The organism is Collinsella sp. AF23-2 (assembly GCF_003459245.1).
Lineage (GTDB): Bacteria > Actinomycetota > Coriobacteriia > Coriobacteriales > Coriobacteriaceae > Collinsella.
The window spans coordinates 28,516-44,708 of record NZ_QRVG01000008.1; the positions used below are offsets into that span (position 1 = coordinate 28,516).

The following is a 16,193-nucleotide window of genomic DNA, read 5'->3' on the forward strand; positions in this document are numbered from 1 at the left end:
CCGGTTCCCTTGCCGGGCGCACCTCCGTTGCGATTTCGAAAGGTTGGGTTCACGAGCCATGCCAAGTGCTCAGGAGCTACAACAGCAATTTGGTGAATATCGAGGCGCTATGCCCCGTCCATCGGATTTCGATCTCTTTTGGAAGGACCGCATGGCCGAGGCCGACGCCGTCGGGCTTGACTATGCGATCGAGACGGCATCGGTCACCGATGCCGTGACCTGCCAGCTTTTCGACCTCTGGTATACCGGCATGTGTGGCGCTCGCCTGCATGCCAAGTACCTTAAACCCGTCTCGGACGAGCCCGTGCCATTGGTACTTCAGTTCCATGGGTATCCGGGTGCAAGCCGCAGCTGGTTTGAGCAGGCGTCGTTTGCGGGCATGGGCATGGCACTCATCGCCCTCGACTGCCCCGGCCAAGGAGGTCCCTCCGAGGACATTGGTGGATTTGAGGGCACAACGGTCGCGGGCCATATCGTCGCCGGTATCGACGGCGATCCGGCCAACCTCTACTATGTCCGCTTGCACCAAGATATTCGCATCCTGTGCCGCATCGTTCGCGAGCTCGAGGGCATCGATCTTGCCCGTGTGTTTGTGAACGGCGCGTCGCAGGGCGGCGGTTTGGGCATTGCGACCTGTGCACTTAACAGCGAGCTTATCAATCGCGCCGCCATCCTCTATCCCTTCCTGTCGGATTTCCGCCTGGTCTGGGATTTGGATGCCGACGACATTGCCTACGAGGGCCTGCGCTATTGGTCTCGCTGGTTTGACGAGGACTCGACTCGTATCGACGAAGCCTATGCCAAGCTGGCGTACTTCGATTCCAAGAACTTTGCCCCTATGGTCAAATGCCCCGTGCTGTTTGGCACCGGCACAGCCGATACCGTCTGTCCGCCAGCGACGCAGTTTGCGGTCTATAACAACCTGACCTGTGAAAAGCGTCATGAGTTCTTTGAAGGCTTTGGCCACGAGGAGATTCAGGATTTTGACGATCTGATCATTCCGTTTTTCTGCAAGGGAGGGGAGGCTCATGTCTAAGTGCGAGAGCAATGTCAATGAGCTGATTGTCTCCGACCTTGTGGGGATTCCCGGAACGGTCTCGTCAAGGCTCGCTGATTTCCGGGATTGGCGCGGTGATGCTTCTGCGGATGTTTCCGAATTAGAGATAGCCGCTTCGGACCTTGAGGTTTGCGGGCCGAGTATTACGGCGATCGATTTTGCCAATCCGTATGCCCGCTACTCCGAGGTTTCCTTTGAGCTTGGTGGCGATGTGGTCCACGCACGTTTGATCGAGCCTGCCGGTCGCGCCCGAGCATCCGAGCTTGTGCCGCTATGTCTGATGTTTCACGACATCGACCGACCCGTGCGGGGATGGCATCACATGACGAGGTTTGCGGCCATGGGATATGCCGTGCTTGCGCTGGACGATGAGGCGATTGGATCCAGCGAGCTGCAGCAGGGGATTGCCTCTCCTGCTTTTGTCAAGCGCGTCCGTTGGGGTTGCGCGATGGCGAAGGTGGCGCGCAATCTTGATGGCGTGGACCCCGACCGCATCTTTGCATGGGGCGAGGGCCTTGGCGGCGGAGTCGCGCTGGCGGTTTCTGCTCTGGACGAGCGGGGCCTCGCCTGCACGGCGGTTGCCAATCCAATTCCCGGTGGCCTCGAGGCGTTGTCGTCTCGGGTGCGTGGATCGGTGCTCATGGGCACATCGCTCATGGATGCCGTGAGTGATCCCAAGGGCCAGTTTGCCGTATTCAACGGTCTTGAGTGTGACCGGAGGCATATCATCTATGCCAAATACGCTCATGAGCGCATCAACGCGTTCGAAAACGAAGTCATCGACTTTTTTAACCAAACGTTCTACCCGTGTTCTTTGGCCTAGACGGCCTGGACACTGCCAACAAGAGTGGGTGGCATAGGGCCGCCCGCCAGACAACTAAGGAGATTCTTGTGGCAACTCAGAAATTCACCGGCGTTATCCCTCCCGTCGTTGTTCCCGATACCGAAGATCACCAGCTCGATGTTGTCTCCTTTGAGCGCAGCATCAACCGCATGATCGATGCCGGCGTCGATGGCCTGTTCTTCCTGGGATCCTCGGGCGAGGTCGTCTTCTCCACCGACGAGCGCCGTCGCCAGATTATCGCCGAGGCCGTGCGCATCGTCGATCACCGCGTGCCTGTTCTGGTCGGCATCATCGATACCGAGACCGAGCGCATGATCGAGCACGGTAAGGTCGCTCAGGAGCTGGGCGCCGATGCGCTTGTCGCCACCTGCCCGTTCTATGCCCTGCAGGGCATGACCGAGGTCGAGGAGCACTTCCGCATCCTGCACGAGGAGCTCGACCTGCCCATCTTTGCCTATGACATTCCCGTCTGCGTTCACACCAAGCTCCCCTGGAAGCTCCTTGCCAAGCTCGGCGCCGAGGGCGTCCTTGCTGGCGTCAAGGATTCCTCGGGTGATGACATCTCGTTCCGCTACCTCGTTCAGGAGAACGAGAAGAACGGCCATCCGATGAGTATCCTCACCGGTCACGAGGTTGTCGTCGACGGCGCTTACCTCGGTGGCGCCGACGGTTCTGTCCCGGGCCTTGCCAACGTTGAGCCCGAGGGCTACGTGCGCCAGTGGAAGGCCGCTCAGGCCGGTGACTGGGCTACCGTCAAGGCCGAGCAGGATCGCCTCAACGAGATCTCCCACATCTGGGATGTCACCTCGGGCGTCCAGGGCTATGCCGGTGGCGTCGGCGCCTTCAAGACCGCTATGAACCTCATGGGCATCTTCGACAGCCCGACCATGCCGCGCCCGGTGAAGGCCATGACCGGCGAGAACGTCGAGGCGATTAGGAAGGTCCTTCAGGACAACGGTCTCCTGTAAAGCTTCCCAGGCACCCGACCTCGCCGTTCAACCGTGTGGCCATGACCCATTAGGTCAATGGCCACACGGTTTCTCGGCGATCTCGGACACCTGGAAAACCTTTACTGCGCTGTGACGGCTAGCCTGACGGCGCATTTCCTGTAGTTGTTTTTATCTCCGAAGGAGAGCGACATGGAGAACAAGTACGTCTGCTCTGTCGATATCGGCGGAACTAAAATTGCGACTGCCATCATGGAGTACCCGGCTGACGGTAGTGTGCCCCATCCCGTTTTTGAGGCCGAGGTTCCCACAGAGGCCCAAGAGGGCGGCGAGGCCGTCTTCCAGCGTATCGAGGCGTCTATCAAGGCCGCTCTTGAGGCGAATCCCGATGTCGAGGTTCTCGGTGTCGGTATCGGTGCCGCAGGCGTCGTCGATCCCAAGACGGGCGCCATTGCGTATGCCAATGAGATCATGCCCGGCTGGTCCGGCGTTCAGTTGGGGCCGCGTCTGCGCGAGGACCTTGGTCTTCCCGTTGCCGTTGTGGGCGACGTGCAGGCTCATGCTCTGGGCGAGGCCCACTGGGGTGTCGGCAAGGGCAAGTTCTCCGTCTTGTGTCTTGGCATCGGTACGGGTATCGGCGGCGCATATGTCGAGAACGGCCGCGTGATGCAGGGCTTCCATGGTGCTGCTGGCCATATGGGCCACATCGAGTGCTCGGCTGCCGCCGGCATTCCCTGCGCCTGCGGGCGTTCCGGCCATCTGGAGTCGGTTGCTTCGGGCACTTCCATTGGTCGTATGTACGATGAGCGCTTTGGCCGCGTCGACCCCAGCCGTCCTTCGGTCGGTCGCGATGTGAACGACCTGTGCCGTGCAGGCGACGCAAAGGCGACCGAGGTCATCCATGATGCCGGCTTTGCGCTGGGTGCCAGCTTGGGCTCGCTCGCTAACATCCTGGACCCTGAGGTCATCGTGCTTTCGGGCGGCGTGATTCACCAAGGTCCCGATTGGCGTTCGCAGACGTGGAAGGATTCGGTGCACGAGGGCTATGCCAGCCAGGCGCTCGATCCGCTTCAGGACACGCCGATCCTCATCGGTTCTCTGGAGGGCGATGCTCCGCTCATCGGTGCCGCTGAGCATCTTCTTGCCTCGTTGAAGTAAACATAACTACCAAGTGCGCCTTCTGAGGTGCCGCAGATTGACGTGAAAGAGGAGCGAAGCGTACTTCGGTACGCGAGCGACGGTTTGAACGTCAAGGTGCGGTGTCTCAGAAGGCTGTTTTGAGAAAGGTTGAGTCGCACATGACCGTTGATCCTTTGATTCAATCCCTGAAGGGCAAGCTCGTCGTGAGCGTTCAGGCGTATATGGGCGAGCCGCTTCGTACGCCCGAGACCATGGCTCAAATGTCTCGCGCTTGCGAGCTTGGCGGCGCCGCCGCCATTCGCTGTCAGGGCCTTGCCGACATTGCCGCTATTAAGGGTCGCTGTGAGGTTCCCGTCATCGGCCTGTGGAAGGATGGACACGAGGGCGTTTACATCACGCCGACGCTGCGTCACGCTCGCGCCTGCGTTGCTGCCGGTGCCGATATCGTGGCGATCGACGCCACCGATCGTCCGCGTCCCGATGGCAAGACCGTCGAGGATACCTTCCGCCCGCTGCACGAGGAGGGCGTGCTCCTGATGGCGGATTGTGCCACCATCGAGGACATTCGCCGTGCGGTTGATATGGGCTTCGACCTGGTATCCACCACGCTTTCTCACGGCGTCGCCGCCATCGACTGCACCATGGCCGATGGCCCCGACCTGCCACTCCTGCGTCAGGCGACCGAGGAATTCCCCGGTCTTCCCATCATCTGCGAGGGCCGCGTGCACACGCCCGAGGAGGCTCGCGCTGCGATCGATGCTGGCGCCTGGGCCGTTGTCGTCGGCACCGCCATCACGCACCCCACGAGTATTACGAGTTGGTTCAAGGCTGCGCTTGAGGCGTAAGACAGGCCTCGTATCCGCTCGGGGCGGTATACTCAATATAGGCAATTGACCGCGCGGGATCTGGGTTGCTGGGTCCCGCGCTTGTTTTTGGGAGGCAGCACATGCAAAAGGGAGATGCCATGGATGCGGCGGAGCGCTCGGAGCGCATCCCCGATATCGTCATCATCACCGGAATGTCCGGATCGGGCCGCACGCAGGCCATGCACGTGTTCGAGGACATGGGCTATTTTTGCATCGATAACCTGCCTCCGCGTCTGATCGCCCAGCTTGCCGAGCTCGTCGGCATTAATACGGGCGTGGGCAGGCATCTCGCCGTCACCTGCGATTTGCGTAGCCAGGGCTTGTTCGATGAGCTGCTCGATGCGGTCGCCGCGCTCGAAGAGCGCGAGATGAGCTGCGACATCGTGTTCCTGGAGGCTTCTGACGAGGTACTGATTCGTCGCTACAGCGAAAATCGCCGCCGTCATCCCATTGCCAAGCCGGGGGAGACTACGGCCGATGCGATTCAGCGCGAGCGCCTGCAGCTGCAGGGTGTGCGCGATCGAGCCGATATGATTATCGACACGAGCCGCCTACGCACCTCTGCGCTGCGCAACAAATTGCGCATGGCGTTCTCCGAGTTGTCCGACCAGCAGCTCATGGACGTTCACGTGTTCTCGTTTGGCTTTAAGCACGGTATGCCCGTCGAGGCGGACATTATGATTGACGTTCGCTTCCTGCCCAATCCGTTCTACGATCCCGAGATGCGCACCATGACCGGTCTCGATAAGAAAGTCTCCGACTTTGTTCTGGACCATCCTAAGACGCAGGAGTTCTGGAAGGCCTGGACGCAGCTGCTCGATACGGTCATGCCCGGTTATATCGCAGAGGGCAAGCCGCAGCTTTCTATTGCCATCGGTTGCACGGGCGGTCAGCACCGCAGCGTTGCCATCGCCGAGGCCACGGCACGTTATTTGGAAGGCGCCCAGTATCACGTGAGCATTTCCCATCGCGACTTGTCGCGCGCCAACACGAAAGCATAGGCCTGCATGTCGTTTACCGCCGAGGTGCGTGACGAGCTTGCGCGCTGCGAACCCGAATGTGAATACTGCGATTTGTCGACGCTTGCCGCCCTGACGCGTGTGAGCGGTACGCTTTCGTTGGCCGGCTCCGGGCGGTATCGTTTGACGGTCGCGACCGAGACGGGAGCCGTCGCGCGCACGATGATCACGCTGACGCATCGCATTCTTAAGCTCAAAACGGAATTCACCGTTCGTAAATCGGTCTTGCATAAGGTCCGTAACTATCTCATTACCCTGCCCGATCAACCCGACCTGGACAAGGCTCTGGTGCTGCTGGGCATTCTAGACCGCAGGGGAGGGCTCGTTGCTGGTGTTCCCCGACACATCGTTGCCCGTCCCTGCTGCAGGCTTGCCTACATCCGCGGCGCGCTCATCGCGGGCGGCTTCGTGGCCGATCCACGCGGCGATTTTCATTTGGAGATCGCGGTGCAGGGCGAGCAATATGCTAAGGGGCTTTGCGACCTGTTGGGGCAGATTGGGGTCCATGCTCGTGTTAATGCACGGCGGGGGTCATATGCCGTGTACATTAAGAGCGCCGAGGAAATCGAGCATCTATTAAAGCTGATTGGTGCCAAGCGCAGCGTTGCCGAGATTGAGGAGGCGCGCGCGGTCAAGTTGGTTAAGAACGATGTGAACCGTCGCGTGAACGCCGAGCTCGCCAACCAGACCAGAAGCGCCGGTGCTGCCCAACATCAGCTTGCGCTTATCGATGAGCTCGAGCAGCGCGGCCTTCGCGATGCGCTTCCGGATGCCTTGGCGGTCTTTTGCGACCTGCGCGAGCGCTATCCCGATCTGTCGCTGCGTGATTTAGGGGAGATGGCTGACCCTCCCTTGTCGAAGTCGGCCCTCTACCATCGAGTTTTGAGGCTTGAAAAGCTCATTGAAGCAAATCGGTAGTTTAAAGTATCGACTTATATACGGATTTAGCTGCTATTTTATTCTTTAAAACGTTTTAACGTAAATTTGATTTTCAATTTCGACTATTCTCGTGAAATTCAAGTCAAAAAAAAGGTATATTAGGCGAGTGGTTAGTTTGTGGGCCTCAACGGCGGGCGCTGTAGCTTGCGGGGGCCTTACGAAAGGAGACACAATGGCAGTAAAGGTTGCTATTAACGGCTTCGGTCGCATCGGTCGTCTGGCTTTCCGTCAGATGTTCGGTCATGAGGGCTCCGAGATCGTCGCTATCAACGACCTCACCTCTCCCGATATGCTCGCTTACCTGCTGAAGTACGACTCCACGCAGGGCAACTACGCTCGCGATCACGAGGTCGTTGCTGGCGAGGATTCCATCACCGTTGACGGCAAGGAGATCAAGATCTACAAGGAGGCCGACGCCAACAACCTGCCTTGGGGCGACCTCGACGTCGACGTCGTTCTCGAGTGCACCGGCTTCTACACCAGCAAGGCTAAGGCTCAGGCCCACATCAACGCTGGCGCCAAGAAGGTCGTCATCTCCGCTCCGGCCGGCAGCGATCTGCCCACCATCGTGTACAACGTCAACCACGAGACGCTGACCGCTGAGGACAACATCATCTCCGCTGCTTCCTGCACCACCAACTGCCTCGCCCCGATGGCCAAGGGTCTGAACGACTTCGCTCCCATCGTGTCCGGCATCATGACCACCATTCACGCCTGGACCGGCGACCAGATGCCGCTCGACGGCCCGCAGCGCAAGGGCAACAAGCGTCGTAGCCGCGCCTGCGCCGTCAACATCGTCCCCAACACCACCGGTGCTGCCAAGGCTATCGGCCTGGTTCTCCCCGAGCTCAACGGTAAGCTCATCGGTGCCGCCCAGCGCGTCCCGACGCCGACCGGCTCCATCACCAACCTCTACGCTGTCGTTGACAAGAAGGTCACCGTCGACGAGGTCAACGCCGCTATGAAGGCCTACGCTTCCACCATCTCCGAGACCTTCGGTTACAACGAGGACGACATCGTCTCCACCGACATCATCGGCGAGACCCACGGCTCCATCTTCGACGCCACTCAGACCATGTGCTCTGACCTCGGCAACGGCCAGACCCTCGTTCAGGTCACCTCTTGGTACGACAACGAGAACTCCTACACCTCTCAGATGGTCCGCACCATCAAGTACTTCGAGAAGTTCGTTGCTTAATTTAGCTTTTAGCGAATAGCTCGTTGAGCGTCTAAAGAAGGGCGCGGCCTCATAGGGCTTACACCCTAGGGTCGCGCCCTTTTTATAGGAAATCGTCTGCCGTAATGGGAGGCAGACACGTACGAAAGGTAGAAGCAAACATGGCCTTTACCAAGAAGACCGTCCGCGACATCGATGTCGACGGCAAGCGCGTTCTCGTCCGCGTTGACTTCAACGTGCCTATCAAGGATGGCGTCGTTGGCGACACCACCCGCATCAAGGCTGCCCTGCCCACCATCAACTACCTCGTTGAGCACAACGCTCGCGTCATCCTCATGAGCCACCTCGGCCGTCCCGATGGCACCGGCTTCCAGCCCGAGCTCTCCCTTGAGCCTGTCGCCAAGAAGCTCGCTGAGCTCTCTGGTCTCGATGTTGCCTTTGTCGCCGACACCTACGGCGAGAAGGCTGCTGAGGCTGTTGCCGCCGTCGAGCCGGGCAAGGTCCTCGTTCTCGAGAACGTCCGTTTTGACAAGCGTGAGAAGAAGAACGATCCCGAGATCGCCAAGAAGCTCGCTTCCTATGGTGACGTCTTCGTTCTCGATGCTTTCGGTACCGCTCACCGCGCCCAGGGTTCCGTCGTGGGTCCCGCCGCTTACCTGCCTGCCGTCGCCGGCTTCCTGCTCGAGAAGGAGGTCGACACGCTGACTGGCATCTTCGCCGAGCCCGAGCGCCCCTTCGTCGCTATCGTCGGCGGTTCCAAGGTTTCCTCCAAGATCGGCGTTCTCGATCACCTCATCGACTCCGCTGATACCCTGATCATCGGTGGCGGCATGGCCTACACCTTCTTCCTGGCTCAGGGCCTGACCGTCGGTCAGTCCCTCAAGGAAGAGGACTGGGTCGAGCGCGCTGGCGAGATGCTCAAGAAGGCCGAGGAGAAGGGCGTCAAGATCCTGCTCCCCATCGACAACCGCGTTGCCGATCACTTTGGCGAGGACGCTGTCCCCGAGGTTGTCGCTTCCGACGCTATCCCCGACGATCGTGAGGGCATGGACATCGGCCCCAAGACCGAGGAGCTTTACGCCGAGGCCGTCAAGGGTGCCAAGACCGTGTTCTGGAACGGCCCCATGGGTGTCTTCGAGTTCGACAACTTCGCTCACGGCACCCAGGCTATCGCCGAGGCCGTCGCCGAGGCCGACTGCACCTCGATCATCGGCGGTGGCGACTCTGTCGCGGCTGTCAACAAGTTCAACCTGGCCGACAAGATGAGCTGGATCTCCACCGGTGGTGGCGCTTCCATGGAGCTCGTCGAGGGTAAGGCCCTGCCCGGAGTGGAGGCGCTTCTCGATGCCTAGTCGCACCCTTCTTATCGCTGGTAACTGGAAGATGAACAACGACGTCGCTGAGGCCGCCAAGCTCGCCGACGAGCTGGCTCAGGCTCTGCCCGAGGTTCCGGCTGGCGTCGAGGTGCTCGTCTGCCCTCCGACCATTGACATCACCACGGTTCATGACCGCATTCAGGCTGCCCCCATCGCCCTCGGTGCACAGAACGTGTACTGGGAGGCCAAGGGTGCCTTCACCGGTGAGTCCTCTTGCGACATGCTCAAGTCCGCTGGCTGCACCTACTGCATCATCGGCCACTCCGAGCGTCGCGACTACTTCCACGAGACCGACGAGGACCAGAACAAGAAGGCCAAGGCCCTCGTTGCCGCCGGTCTTGTTCCCGTCTTCTGCTGCGGCGAGTCCCTCGAGGTCCGCGAGGCTGGCACCTATGTCGAGCACGTCGTGAACCAGGTCAAGGCTGGCCTTGCTGGACTTGAGATCACCTGCCCCAAGCAGGTCGTCGTCGCCTACGAGCCCATCTGGGCCATCGGCACCGGAAAGACCGCTACCGCTGAGGACGCCCAGGAGGTCTGCGGCGCTATCCGTGAGACCCTCAAGGAGATGTTTGGCGAGGAGCTCGCCGACGGTATCCGCGTCCTGTACGGTGGTTCCGCTAAGCCCGGCAACATTGCCGAGCTCGTCGCCAAGCCCGACGTTGACGGCGCCCTCGTGGGCGGCGCTTCGCTCAAGGCTGCCGACTTCGCCTCTATGGTCGTCAAGGCAGGCGAGTAGGACATATGGCACAGCGTCATCTTCCTGCACTCCTGATCATCATGGATGGCTGCGGCCTTGCTCCGGCCGATGGCGAGAACGCCGTCGCCGCTGCCAAGACGCCCTTCCTTGATAGCCTGTACGAGAAGTATCCTCACACCACGCTCGGTGCTTCGGGCGAGGACGTGGGCCTTCCCGACGGTCAGATGGGCAACTCCGAGGTAGGCCACCTCAACATCGGTGCCGGCCGCATCGTGTTCCAGGAGCTTTCGCGCATCAACAATGCCATCAAGGACGGCTCCATCGCCAAGAACGAGGTCTTCGTCAAGGCTATGGACGACGTCAAGGCTGACGGCAAGACTCTCCACCTCATGGGCCTTATGAGCCCTGGCGGTGTTCATTCTCACATGAACCACGTCGAGGCTCTGGTCAAGATGGCTGCCCAGCATGGCGTCAAGACCGTTCGCGTCCACGCCTTCATGGATGGCCGCGACGTTGACCCGCAGTCCGGTGCCGGCTACATGAGCGAGTTCTGCGCCTTCCTGGCTAAGATCTCCGAGGAGACCGGTTGCGACGCTCGCGTTGCCACCGTTTCGGGCCGCTATTGGGCCATGGACCGCGACAACCGTTGGGAGCGCATCCAGCGCGCCTACGACGTCATGGTTAACGCGTCCGATGCCGATACCGACCCCGTTGCCGGTATCAAGGCCTACTACGAGAAGGATCCGCGCGGCGACGAGTTCGTCGAGCCTTTCGCGGCCCACAACGAGGGCATCCACGAGGGCGACGCGGCCATCTTCTTCAACTTCCGTCCCGACCGCGCTCGTCAGATGACCCGCGTGTTCACGGACAAGGAGTTCGATGGCTTTGAGCGCGAGCAGATTAAGCTCTCGCACTTCGTGACGATGACCGAGTACGATCCGACGTTTGACGTCGAGGTCGCCTTCCCCAAGACGTTCCCCGAGAACGTCCTGGCCGACGTTATCGCCGCCAATGGCCTGAAGCAGCTGCACACCGCCGAGACCGAGAAGTACGCCCACGTGACGTTCTTCCTCAACGGCGGCATCGAGGAGCCCAAGGAGGGCGAGGAGCGCGTGCTCGTCGCTTCCCCCAAGGTCGCTACCTACGATCTGCAGCCCGAGATGAGCGCTCCCGAGGTTACCGAGAAGCTTGTTGCCGCTATCAACGAGGATCGCGCTGATTTCTACATCGTGAACTTCGCAAACTGCGACATGGTTGGTCACACCGGTGTCTTCGACGCTGCCGTTAAGGCCGTCGAGGCTGTTGACGATGCCCTGTCCAAGGTTGTCCCGGCGATTCTCGCCAAGGGCGGCTTTGCGCTGATTACCGCCGATCACGGCAACGCCGATCACATGTTTGACGTTGCTTCCGACGGTTCCAAGCATCCGTTTACGGCTCACACCACCAACCGTGTGCCGTTCATCATCGTTGATGAGAAGGCGCAGCTCACCGGTATCGAGGACGGCCGTCTTTCCGATATCGCTCCGACCATGCTCACCATGGCTGGCATTGAGCCTTCCGCCGAGATGACGGGTCGCGTACTCGCCACCGAGGCCTAATAGAAAACAAATACCGTTTTCTAGTAAGGGGGTTGTCCGCAACCGGACAACCCCCTTTTTGGTATTTCTGCCATTTCTACCCCGTCCCCAAATGGCAGGTGGGGGAGTGCTGGGGGTTGTGGTACAGTACTGGAGTTTGAATTGTTCTATTAAGGAGCTTATCTATGGGTCCGTTTCAGATTCTTCTGTTTGTCGTTTGGGCTGTCTCTGCCGTGGCGTTGACGATTCTCGTCCTGATGCATTCCGGTAAGGGCACCGGCGTTTCGGATATGATCGCTAGCTCGCTGTATAACTCCAGCTCTGCCACGGGCGTCATGGAGCAGAACCTCGATCGCCTGACCGTCATCATGGCTGTCGTATTTGCCGTGTGTGTCGTTCTGTGCATGTTCTTCTTCCCGCAGGGCATCGTCGGCTACTAAGCATCGGCGTATATACGTTTGTAAAGGGTCCCGCACGTGCGGGACCCTTTTTGTTTACAGACTTGTAACAGAGTCAAAATATCCCCACATACTTCGCCCAACTAAAGAAATTCTCGACCGTTAACCGGAATTAGCGCCATATTGTGCATAAAATGCGCTACTGTATTGCGAAACGTTGGTCCGCACTGCATAACCAGCCATAACGGCGGACCGCGTTTGAATGGTTCGAAAGGGCTGTCTCGACGTTGCCCGGCCGAATTCACTTTGTCCTATCTCATAAGGAGGATGGCATGGCTGATTCTATGTTCCACCAGCCCGTTATGGGTCGTCGCGCCTTTGTCGGCGGTACCCTTGCTGCGAGCTCCATGGCTTTTCTTGCCGCATGCGGCAAGAAGGGCGGCGACGCTTCCGGTTCTGAGTCCGGTTCGACGCTGAACTTCTACATCAACAACCCGGTCTGCATCGACCCCTACAACGTCCAGGAGGATCAGGGCACTCAGGTCGAGTACCAGCTCTTCGACGCTCTGACGGAGTACGATAACGAGAAGGGCGAGATCGTTCCGCTGGCTTGCGAGTCCTTTGAGGCTAACGACGACGCCACCGAGTTCACCTTCAAGATCAAGAAGGCTAAGTTCCACAACGGTGACGACGTTACCTCCAAGTCCTTCAAGCTCGGCTGGGAGCGCCTGGTCAACACTAAGTCAGCCATCGCTACCGAGTATGGTCCTTCCGAGGTCTCCTACCACCTTTCCATGGTCGAGGGCTATGACGATCTGCTTGCCGGTAATGCTACCGAGCTGTCCGGCGTTACCTGCCCGGATGACGAGACCCTCGTCGTCAAGCTGACTTCCGCCTACGCCGACTTCCCGTTCGTCGCCTCTCACCCGGCTCTGTCCCCGGTTCCCGAGTGCGCCGAGTCCGATGTCAAGAGCTTCTACCTTGCCCCGGTCGGTAACGGCCCGTTCATGATGGACGGCAAGTGGGAGGATGGTCAGGAGATCAACCTCAAGAAGTTTGACGATTACTATGGCGACAAGGCCAAGATCGACGCCATCCACTTCCAGGTCATCAAGGACGTGGAGACCGCTTACAAGGAGTTCCAGGCCGGCAACCTCGATGTCTGCGACGTTCCCGTTGCTCAGATCGACGCCGCCAAGAAGGACCGCGGCGAGTCCAAGGATGGCTACACCATGGGTGATGGCGAGCGCATGCTGCTCGGCTCCGAGCCTTCCACGTACTATCTGACGTGCAACACCACGGCCGAGCCGTTCAACAACGCTGACCTGCGCAGGGGTATCTCCCTGGCTATCAACCGTGAGGCCATCTGCAAGACCATCTTCAAGGGCACCCGTACCCCCGCTGACGGCATCGTTCCTCCGGGAATCGCCGGCTACAAGGAGGGCGCATGGGAGTTCTGCGCCTATGACGTCGACAAGGCTAACGAGTACCTCGACAAGGTCGCTCCCGCTGGCGCTAACGGCGATCGTGGCATCAATGTGACCCTGTCCTACAACCAGGACGGTGGCCACAAGGAGATCATGGAGTCCATCATCGGCGACCTCGCCAAGGTGGGCGTCACCGCCGTCTCCGATACTCCCGAGTGGTCTGCCCTGCTTGAGCAGTATCAGAACTTCAACTATCAGTTCGGCCGTCTGGGCTGGATCGCCGATTACCCGATCATGGACAACTTCCTGTACCCGCTGTTCCACTCCGACTCCCTCGGTGGCGACAACCGCTCTGGTTACAACAACTCCGAGTTCGATGCCAAGGTCGATGAGGCCCGTGCCACGGTTGACGACGACGAGCGCATCGCCAAGATGCAGGAGGCTGACGCTATGGTCGCCGCTGACTGCCCGGTTATCCCGGTGATGTTCTACACGCACACCATCGTCGGCTCCGATCGCGTCAAGTACCTCTATGTCGATCCGCAGAAGCACGCCGATCTGGGTACCGCTGAGCTCGCCTAAGAGTTTTGCAGCTTCCATGAGGGTCAAGTATTTACGTAGACCTCATGGGAAACATACAGTTCTCCCTAACCTGGGGTAAACTGGCTGATGGTAATTTTGGGATGCCGGTCTGGCGATCGGCATCCCATTTAGGTTAATCCCTAGATAGGGGAGTGGTATGGGTAAGTACATCGTTAAACGTGTGCTTCAGTTCATCCCGGTATTTTTGGGCGTTACGTTGATTCTGTTCGCCCTCCAGAATATTGTGCCGGGAGACCCGATCAAGCTGATCGGTGGAGACAAGGCTCTGTCCCCCGAGGTAGAGCTTCAACTTCGCGTGCGCTATCACCTGGTCCAGGCGGACGAGGACGGCAACGCGATCCTTGACGAGAACGGCGATCCCGTTCCAACGTCGCTTGTGGACCAATACTTGAATTACATGAATGGTCTGCTTCATGGCGATCTGGGCAATTCGTATCAGCGCAAGCTGCCGGTTGCGGAAATCTTTGCCCAGAAGTATCCGTATACGGTTAAACTCGCCGCGTGCGCCATTGTGCTCGAGGCAATCATGGGTATCGGTGCGGGTATCATTTCGGCGGTAAAGCGCTATTCCTTCTGGGATATTTTGGTAACGCTCACCACGTCGATCCTCGTTGCTGTTCCTGCCTTCTGGCTCGGCATGCTGCTGCAGCTGTTCTTTGGCGTCATCCTTAAGGATGCCACCGGCGGCGCTTTCTCCATGCCGATTTCGGGTGCCGGCGGCTCCAGCTCTCAGTATCAGGATTGGATGCACTATGTGCTTCCGACCATCACGCTGGCTTCGGTTTCGACCGCCTATGCTGCCCGCATCATGCGCTCGCAGCTACTCGACGTCATGAATCAGGATTACATCCGCACGGCAAAGGCCAAGGGTCTCTCCAATCGCGCGATCATCGTCAAGCATGCGCTTAAGAATGCACTCATCCCCGTTGTTACCTATATTGGTGTCGACTTCGGCGGCATGCTTTCGGGCGCCATCCTGACCGAGACGGTCTTTAACTGGCCCGGTATCGGCTCTGAGGTCTACCGCGCCATTAGCATGCGCGACTGGCCCATCGTTATGGGCGGCGTTACGCTCATCGTTGTCGTCGTTATGGTGATCAACCTTCTCGTCGACATTAGCTATGCATTCCTCGACCCGCGTATCCGCCTCGGCGGTCCGTCGGATAAGGCCTAAGGGAGGTACGTCTCATGCAGGAAACTGATTCTCAGTCTCAGGAGCAGGCTACCGCCACCAAGGCCGCATCTGCTCCCGCCAAGTCCCGCACGCTGTGGGGCGACGCTTTCAAGCGTCTTCGCAAGAATAAGCTCGCCGTTATCGGTATCTGCTGGATTATCATCGTCGTTTTGGTTGCCTTGACCGCAGACCTGTGGGCTAAGCCCTGGCTCGGGTCGCCGACGGCTTCTGACTCGACGACCATGGCCGAGACTTCGCTGCTGGCTCCGTGTGCCGAGCACCCGTTTGGTACCGACGCCCTTGGCCGCGACATTCTCGTCCGAGTTATCTACGGCGCGCGCGTTTCGCTTTCCGTCGGTATTATGGCCACCGCCATCTCCACGGTGATCGGTCTGATCATGGGCGCCCTGGCCGGTTTCTATGGCGGCATCTGGGATACGATCATCATGCGCTTCGCGGATATCTTCCTGGCGTTCCCGTACGTGCTGTTCGTTGTCGCCATGATCGCCGTTATCGGCCGTGGTCTTCAAAATGTTTTCATCGCCATCGGTATTCTCGGCTGGCCCTCGATTGCCCGTGTCTTCCGATCTGCAATCTTGACGGTCAAGGAAAACGACTATGTTGACGCCGCTCGCGCTATGGGTGCATCCGATGCCCGTATCGTTATGCGCCACATCTTCCCGAACTCCGTTGCTTCCATCGTGGTCTATGCGACCATGAACATCGGTGGCGCTATTCTGACCGAGTCCGCTCTGTCCTTCCTCGGTATGGGCGTTATTCCGCCTACGCCTTCGTGGGGCTCTATGATTCAGGACGGTCAGCAGTATCTTCTGACTGCTCCCTGGATGATGATCATGCCCGGTCTGGCAATTCTCTCGACGGTGCTCGCCTTCACCCTGCTGGGTGACGGTCTGCGCGACGCCCTCGACGTCAAGATGAAGGACGCATAAGG

Annotated in this window: 15 protein-coding genes; all 15 read left to right on the top strand. The window is 59.3% G+C overall.

The genetic code is table 11. From position 1 onward, the window contains the following. The first annotated feature begins 58 nt into the window (after positions 1-58). The 15 genes from DWY03_RS04795 to DWY03_RS04865 all read left to right on the top strand — a co-directional run bounded on the left by DWY03_RS04795 (position 59) and on the right by DWY03_RS04865 (position 16,191). A complete protein-coding gene (locus tag DWY03_RS04795; protein ID WP_117786310.1) occupies positions 59-1,036 on the top strand; it encodes an acetylxylan esterase in 978 nt (325 codons plus the stop codon). After that, positions 1,029-1,880 carry an acetylxylan esterase gene (locus tag DWY03_RS04800; RefSeq protein ID WP_117786311.1) on the top strand — a complete coding sequence of 284 codons (852 nt, stop codon included), beginning with the start codon at positions 1,029-1,031 and terminating at the stop codon, positions 1,878-1,880. Before DWY03_RS04795 ends, DWY03_RS04800 begins: the two co-directional genes overlap by 8 nt. A gap of 68 nt (positions 1,881-1,948) precedes the next feature. After that, positions 1,949-2,869, top strand: coding sequence for a dihydrodipicolinate synthase family protein (locus tag DWY03_RS04805; RefSeq protein ID WP_117647503.1), 921 nt, complete (start codon positions 1,949-1,951; stop codon positions 2,867-2,869). A gap of 171 nt (positions 2,870-3,040) precedes the next feature. Next, positions 3,041-4,006, top strand: a complete 966-nt coding sequence (locus DWY03_RS04810; RefSeq protein ID WP_022094876.1) for an ROK family protein — start codon at positions 3,041-3,043, stop codon at positions 4,004-4,006. Positions 4,007-4,146: 140 nt separating this feature from the next. Next, the gene (locus tag DWY03_RS04815; protein WP_022094877.1) at positions 4,147-4,833 is read left to right on the top strand and encodes an N-acetylmannosamine-6-phosphate 2-epimerase; all 687 of its coding nucleotides are present in this window, start codon (positions 4,147-4,149) and stop codon (positions 4,831-4,833) included. Positions 4,834-4,934: 101 nt separating this feature from the next. Beyond that, positions 4,935-5,855 (top strand): RNase adapter RapZ, encoded by a 921-nt coding sequence (gene rapZ / locus DWY03_RS04820; RefSeq protein WP_022094878.1) that lies wholly within the window; start codon positions 4,935-4,937, stop codon positions 5,853-5,855. A 6-nt stretch (positions 5,856-5,861) separates the two neighbouring features. Beyond that, a complete protein-coding gene (whiA, locus tag DWY03_RS04825) occupies positions 5,862-6,791 on the top strand; it encodes a DNA-binding protein WhiA (protein ID WP_099431435.1) in 930 nt (309 codons plus the stop codon). Between the two features lie 193 nt (positions 6,792-6,984). Continuing rightward, entirely contained in the window at positions 6,985-8,010 is a 1,026-nt protein-coding gene (gene gap, locus DWY03_RS04830; protein WP_099431436.1) for a type I glyceraldehyde-3-phosphate dehydrogenase, read from the top strand. 140 nt (positions 8,011-8,150) lie between these two features. Further along, positions 8,151-9,341 carry a phosphoglycerate kinase gene (gene pgk, locus DWY03_RS04835; protein WP_117564871.1) on the top strand — a complete coding sequence of 397 codons (1,191 nt, stop codon included), beginning with the start codon at positions 8,151-8,153 and terminating at the stop codon, positions 9,339-9,341. Next, positions 9,334-10,101, top strand: a complete 768-nt coding sequence (tpiA, locus tag DWY03_RS04840) for a triose-phosphate isomerase (protein WP_117635934.1) — start codon at positions 9,334-9,336, stop codon at positions 10,099-10,101. Before pgk ends, tpiA begins: the two co-directional genes overlap by 8 nt. Before the next feature lie 5 nt (positions 10,102-10,106). Beyond that, positions 10,107-11,660: a 2,3-bisphosphoglycerate-independent phosphoglycerate mutase gene (gene gpmI, locus DWY03_RS04845; RefSeq protein ID WP_117635933.1), complete on the top strand. Its 1,554-nt coding sequence runs from the start codon at positions 10,107-10,109 to the stop codon at positions 11,658-11,660. Between the two features lie 164 nt (positions 11,661-11,824). Next, complete coding sequence (secG, locus tag DWY03_RS04850) at positions 11,825-12,079, top strand: preprotein translocase subunit SecG (protein ID WP_006236144.1); 255 nt, start codon at positions 11,825-11,827, stop codon at positions 12,077-12,079. Positions 12,080-12,369: 290 nt separating this feature from the next. Continuing rightward, a complete protein-coding gene (locus DWY03_RS04855) occupies positions 12,370-14,046 on the top strand; it encodes an ABC transporter substrate-binding protein (RefSeq protein WP_117635932.1) in 1,677 nt (558 codons plus the stop codon). Between the two features lie 157 nt (positions 14,047-14,203). Next, the gene (locus tag DWY03_RS04860) at positions 14,204-15,241 is read left to right on the top strand and encodes an ABC transporter permease (protein ID WP_117635931.1); all 1,038 of its coding nucleotides are present in this window, start codon (positions 14,204-14,206) and stop codon (positions 15,239-15,241) included. Positions 15,242-15,255: 14 nt separating this feature from the next. Continuing rightward, on the top strand, positions 15,256-16,191 hold the full coding sequence (locus tag DWY03_RS04865) for an ABC transporter permease (protein WP_117635930.1): 936 nt from the start codon (positions 15,256-15,258) through the stop codon (positions 16,189-16,191). Positions 16,192-16,193 lie beyond the last annotated feature (2 nt).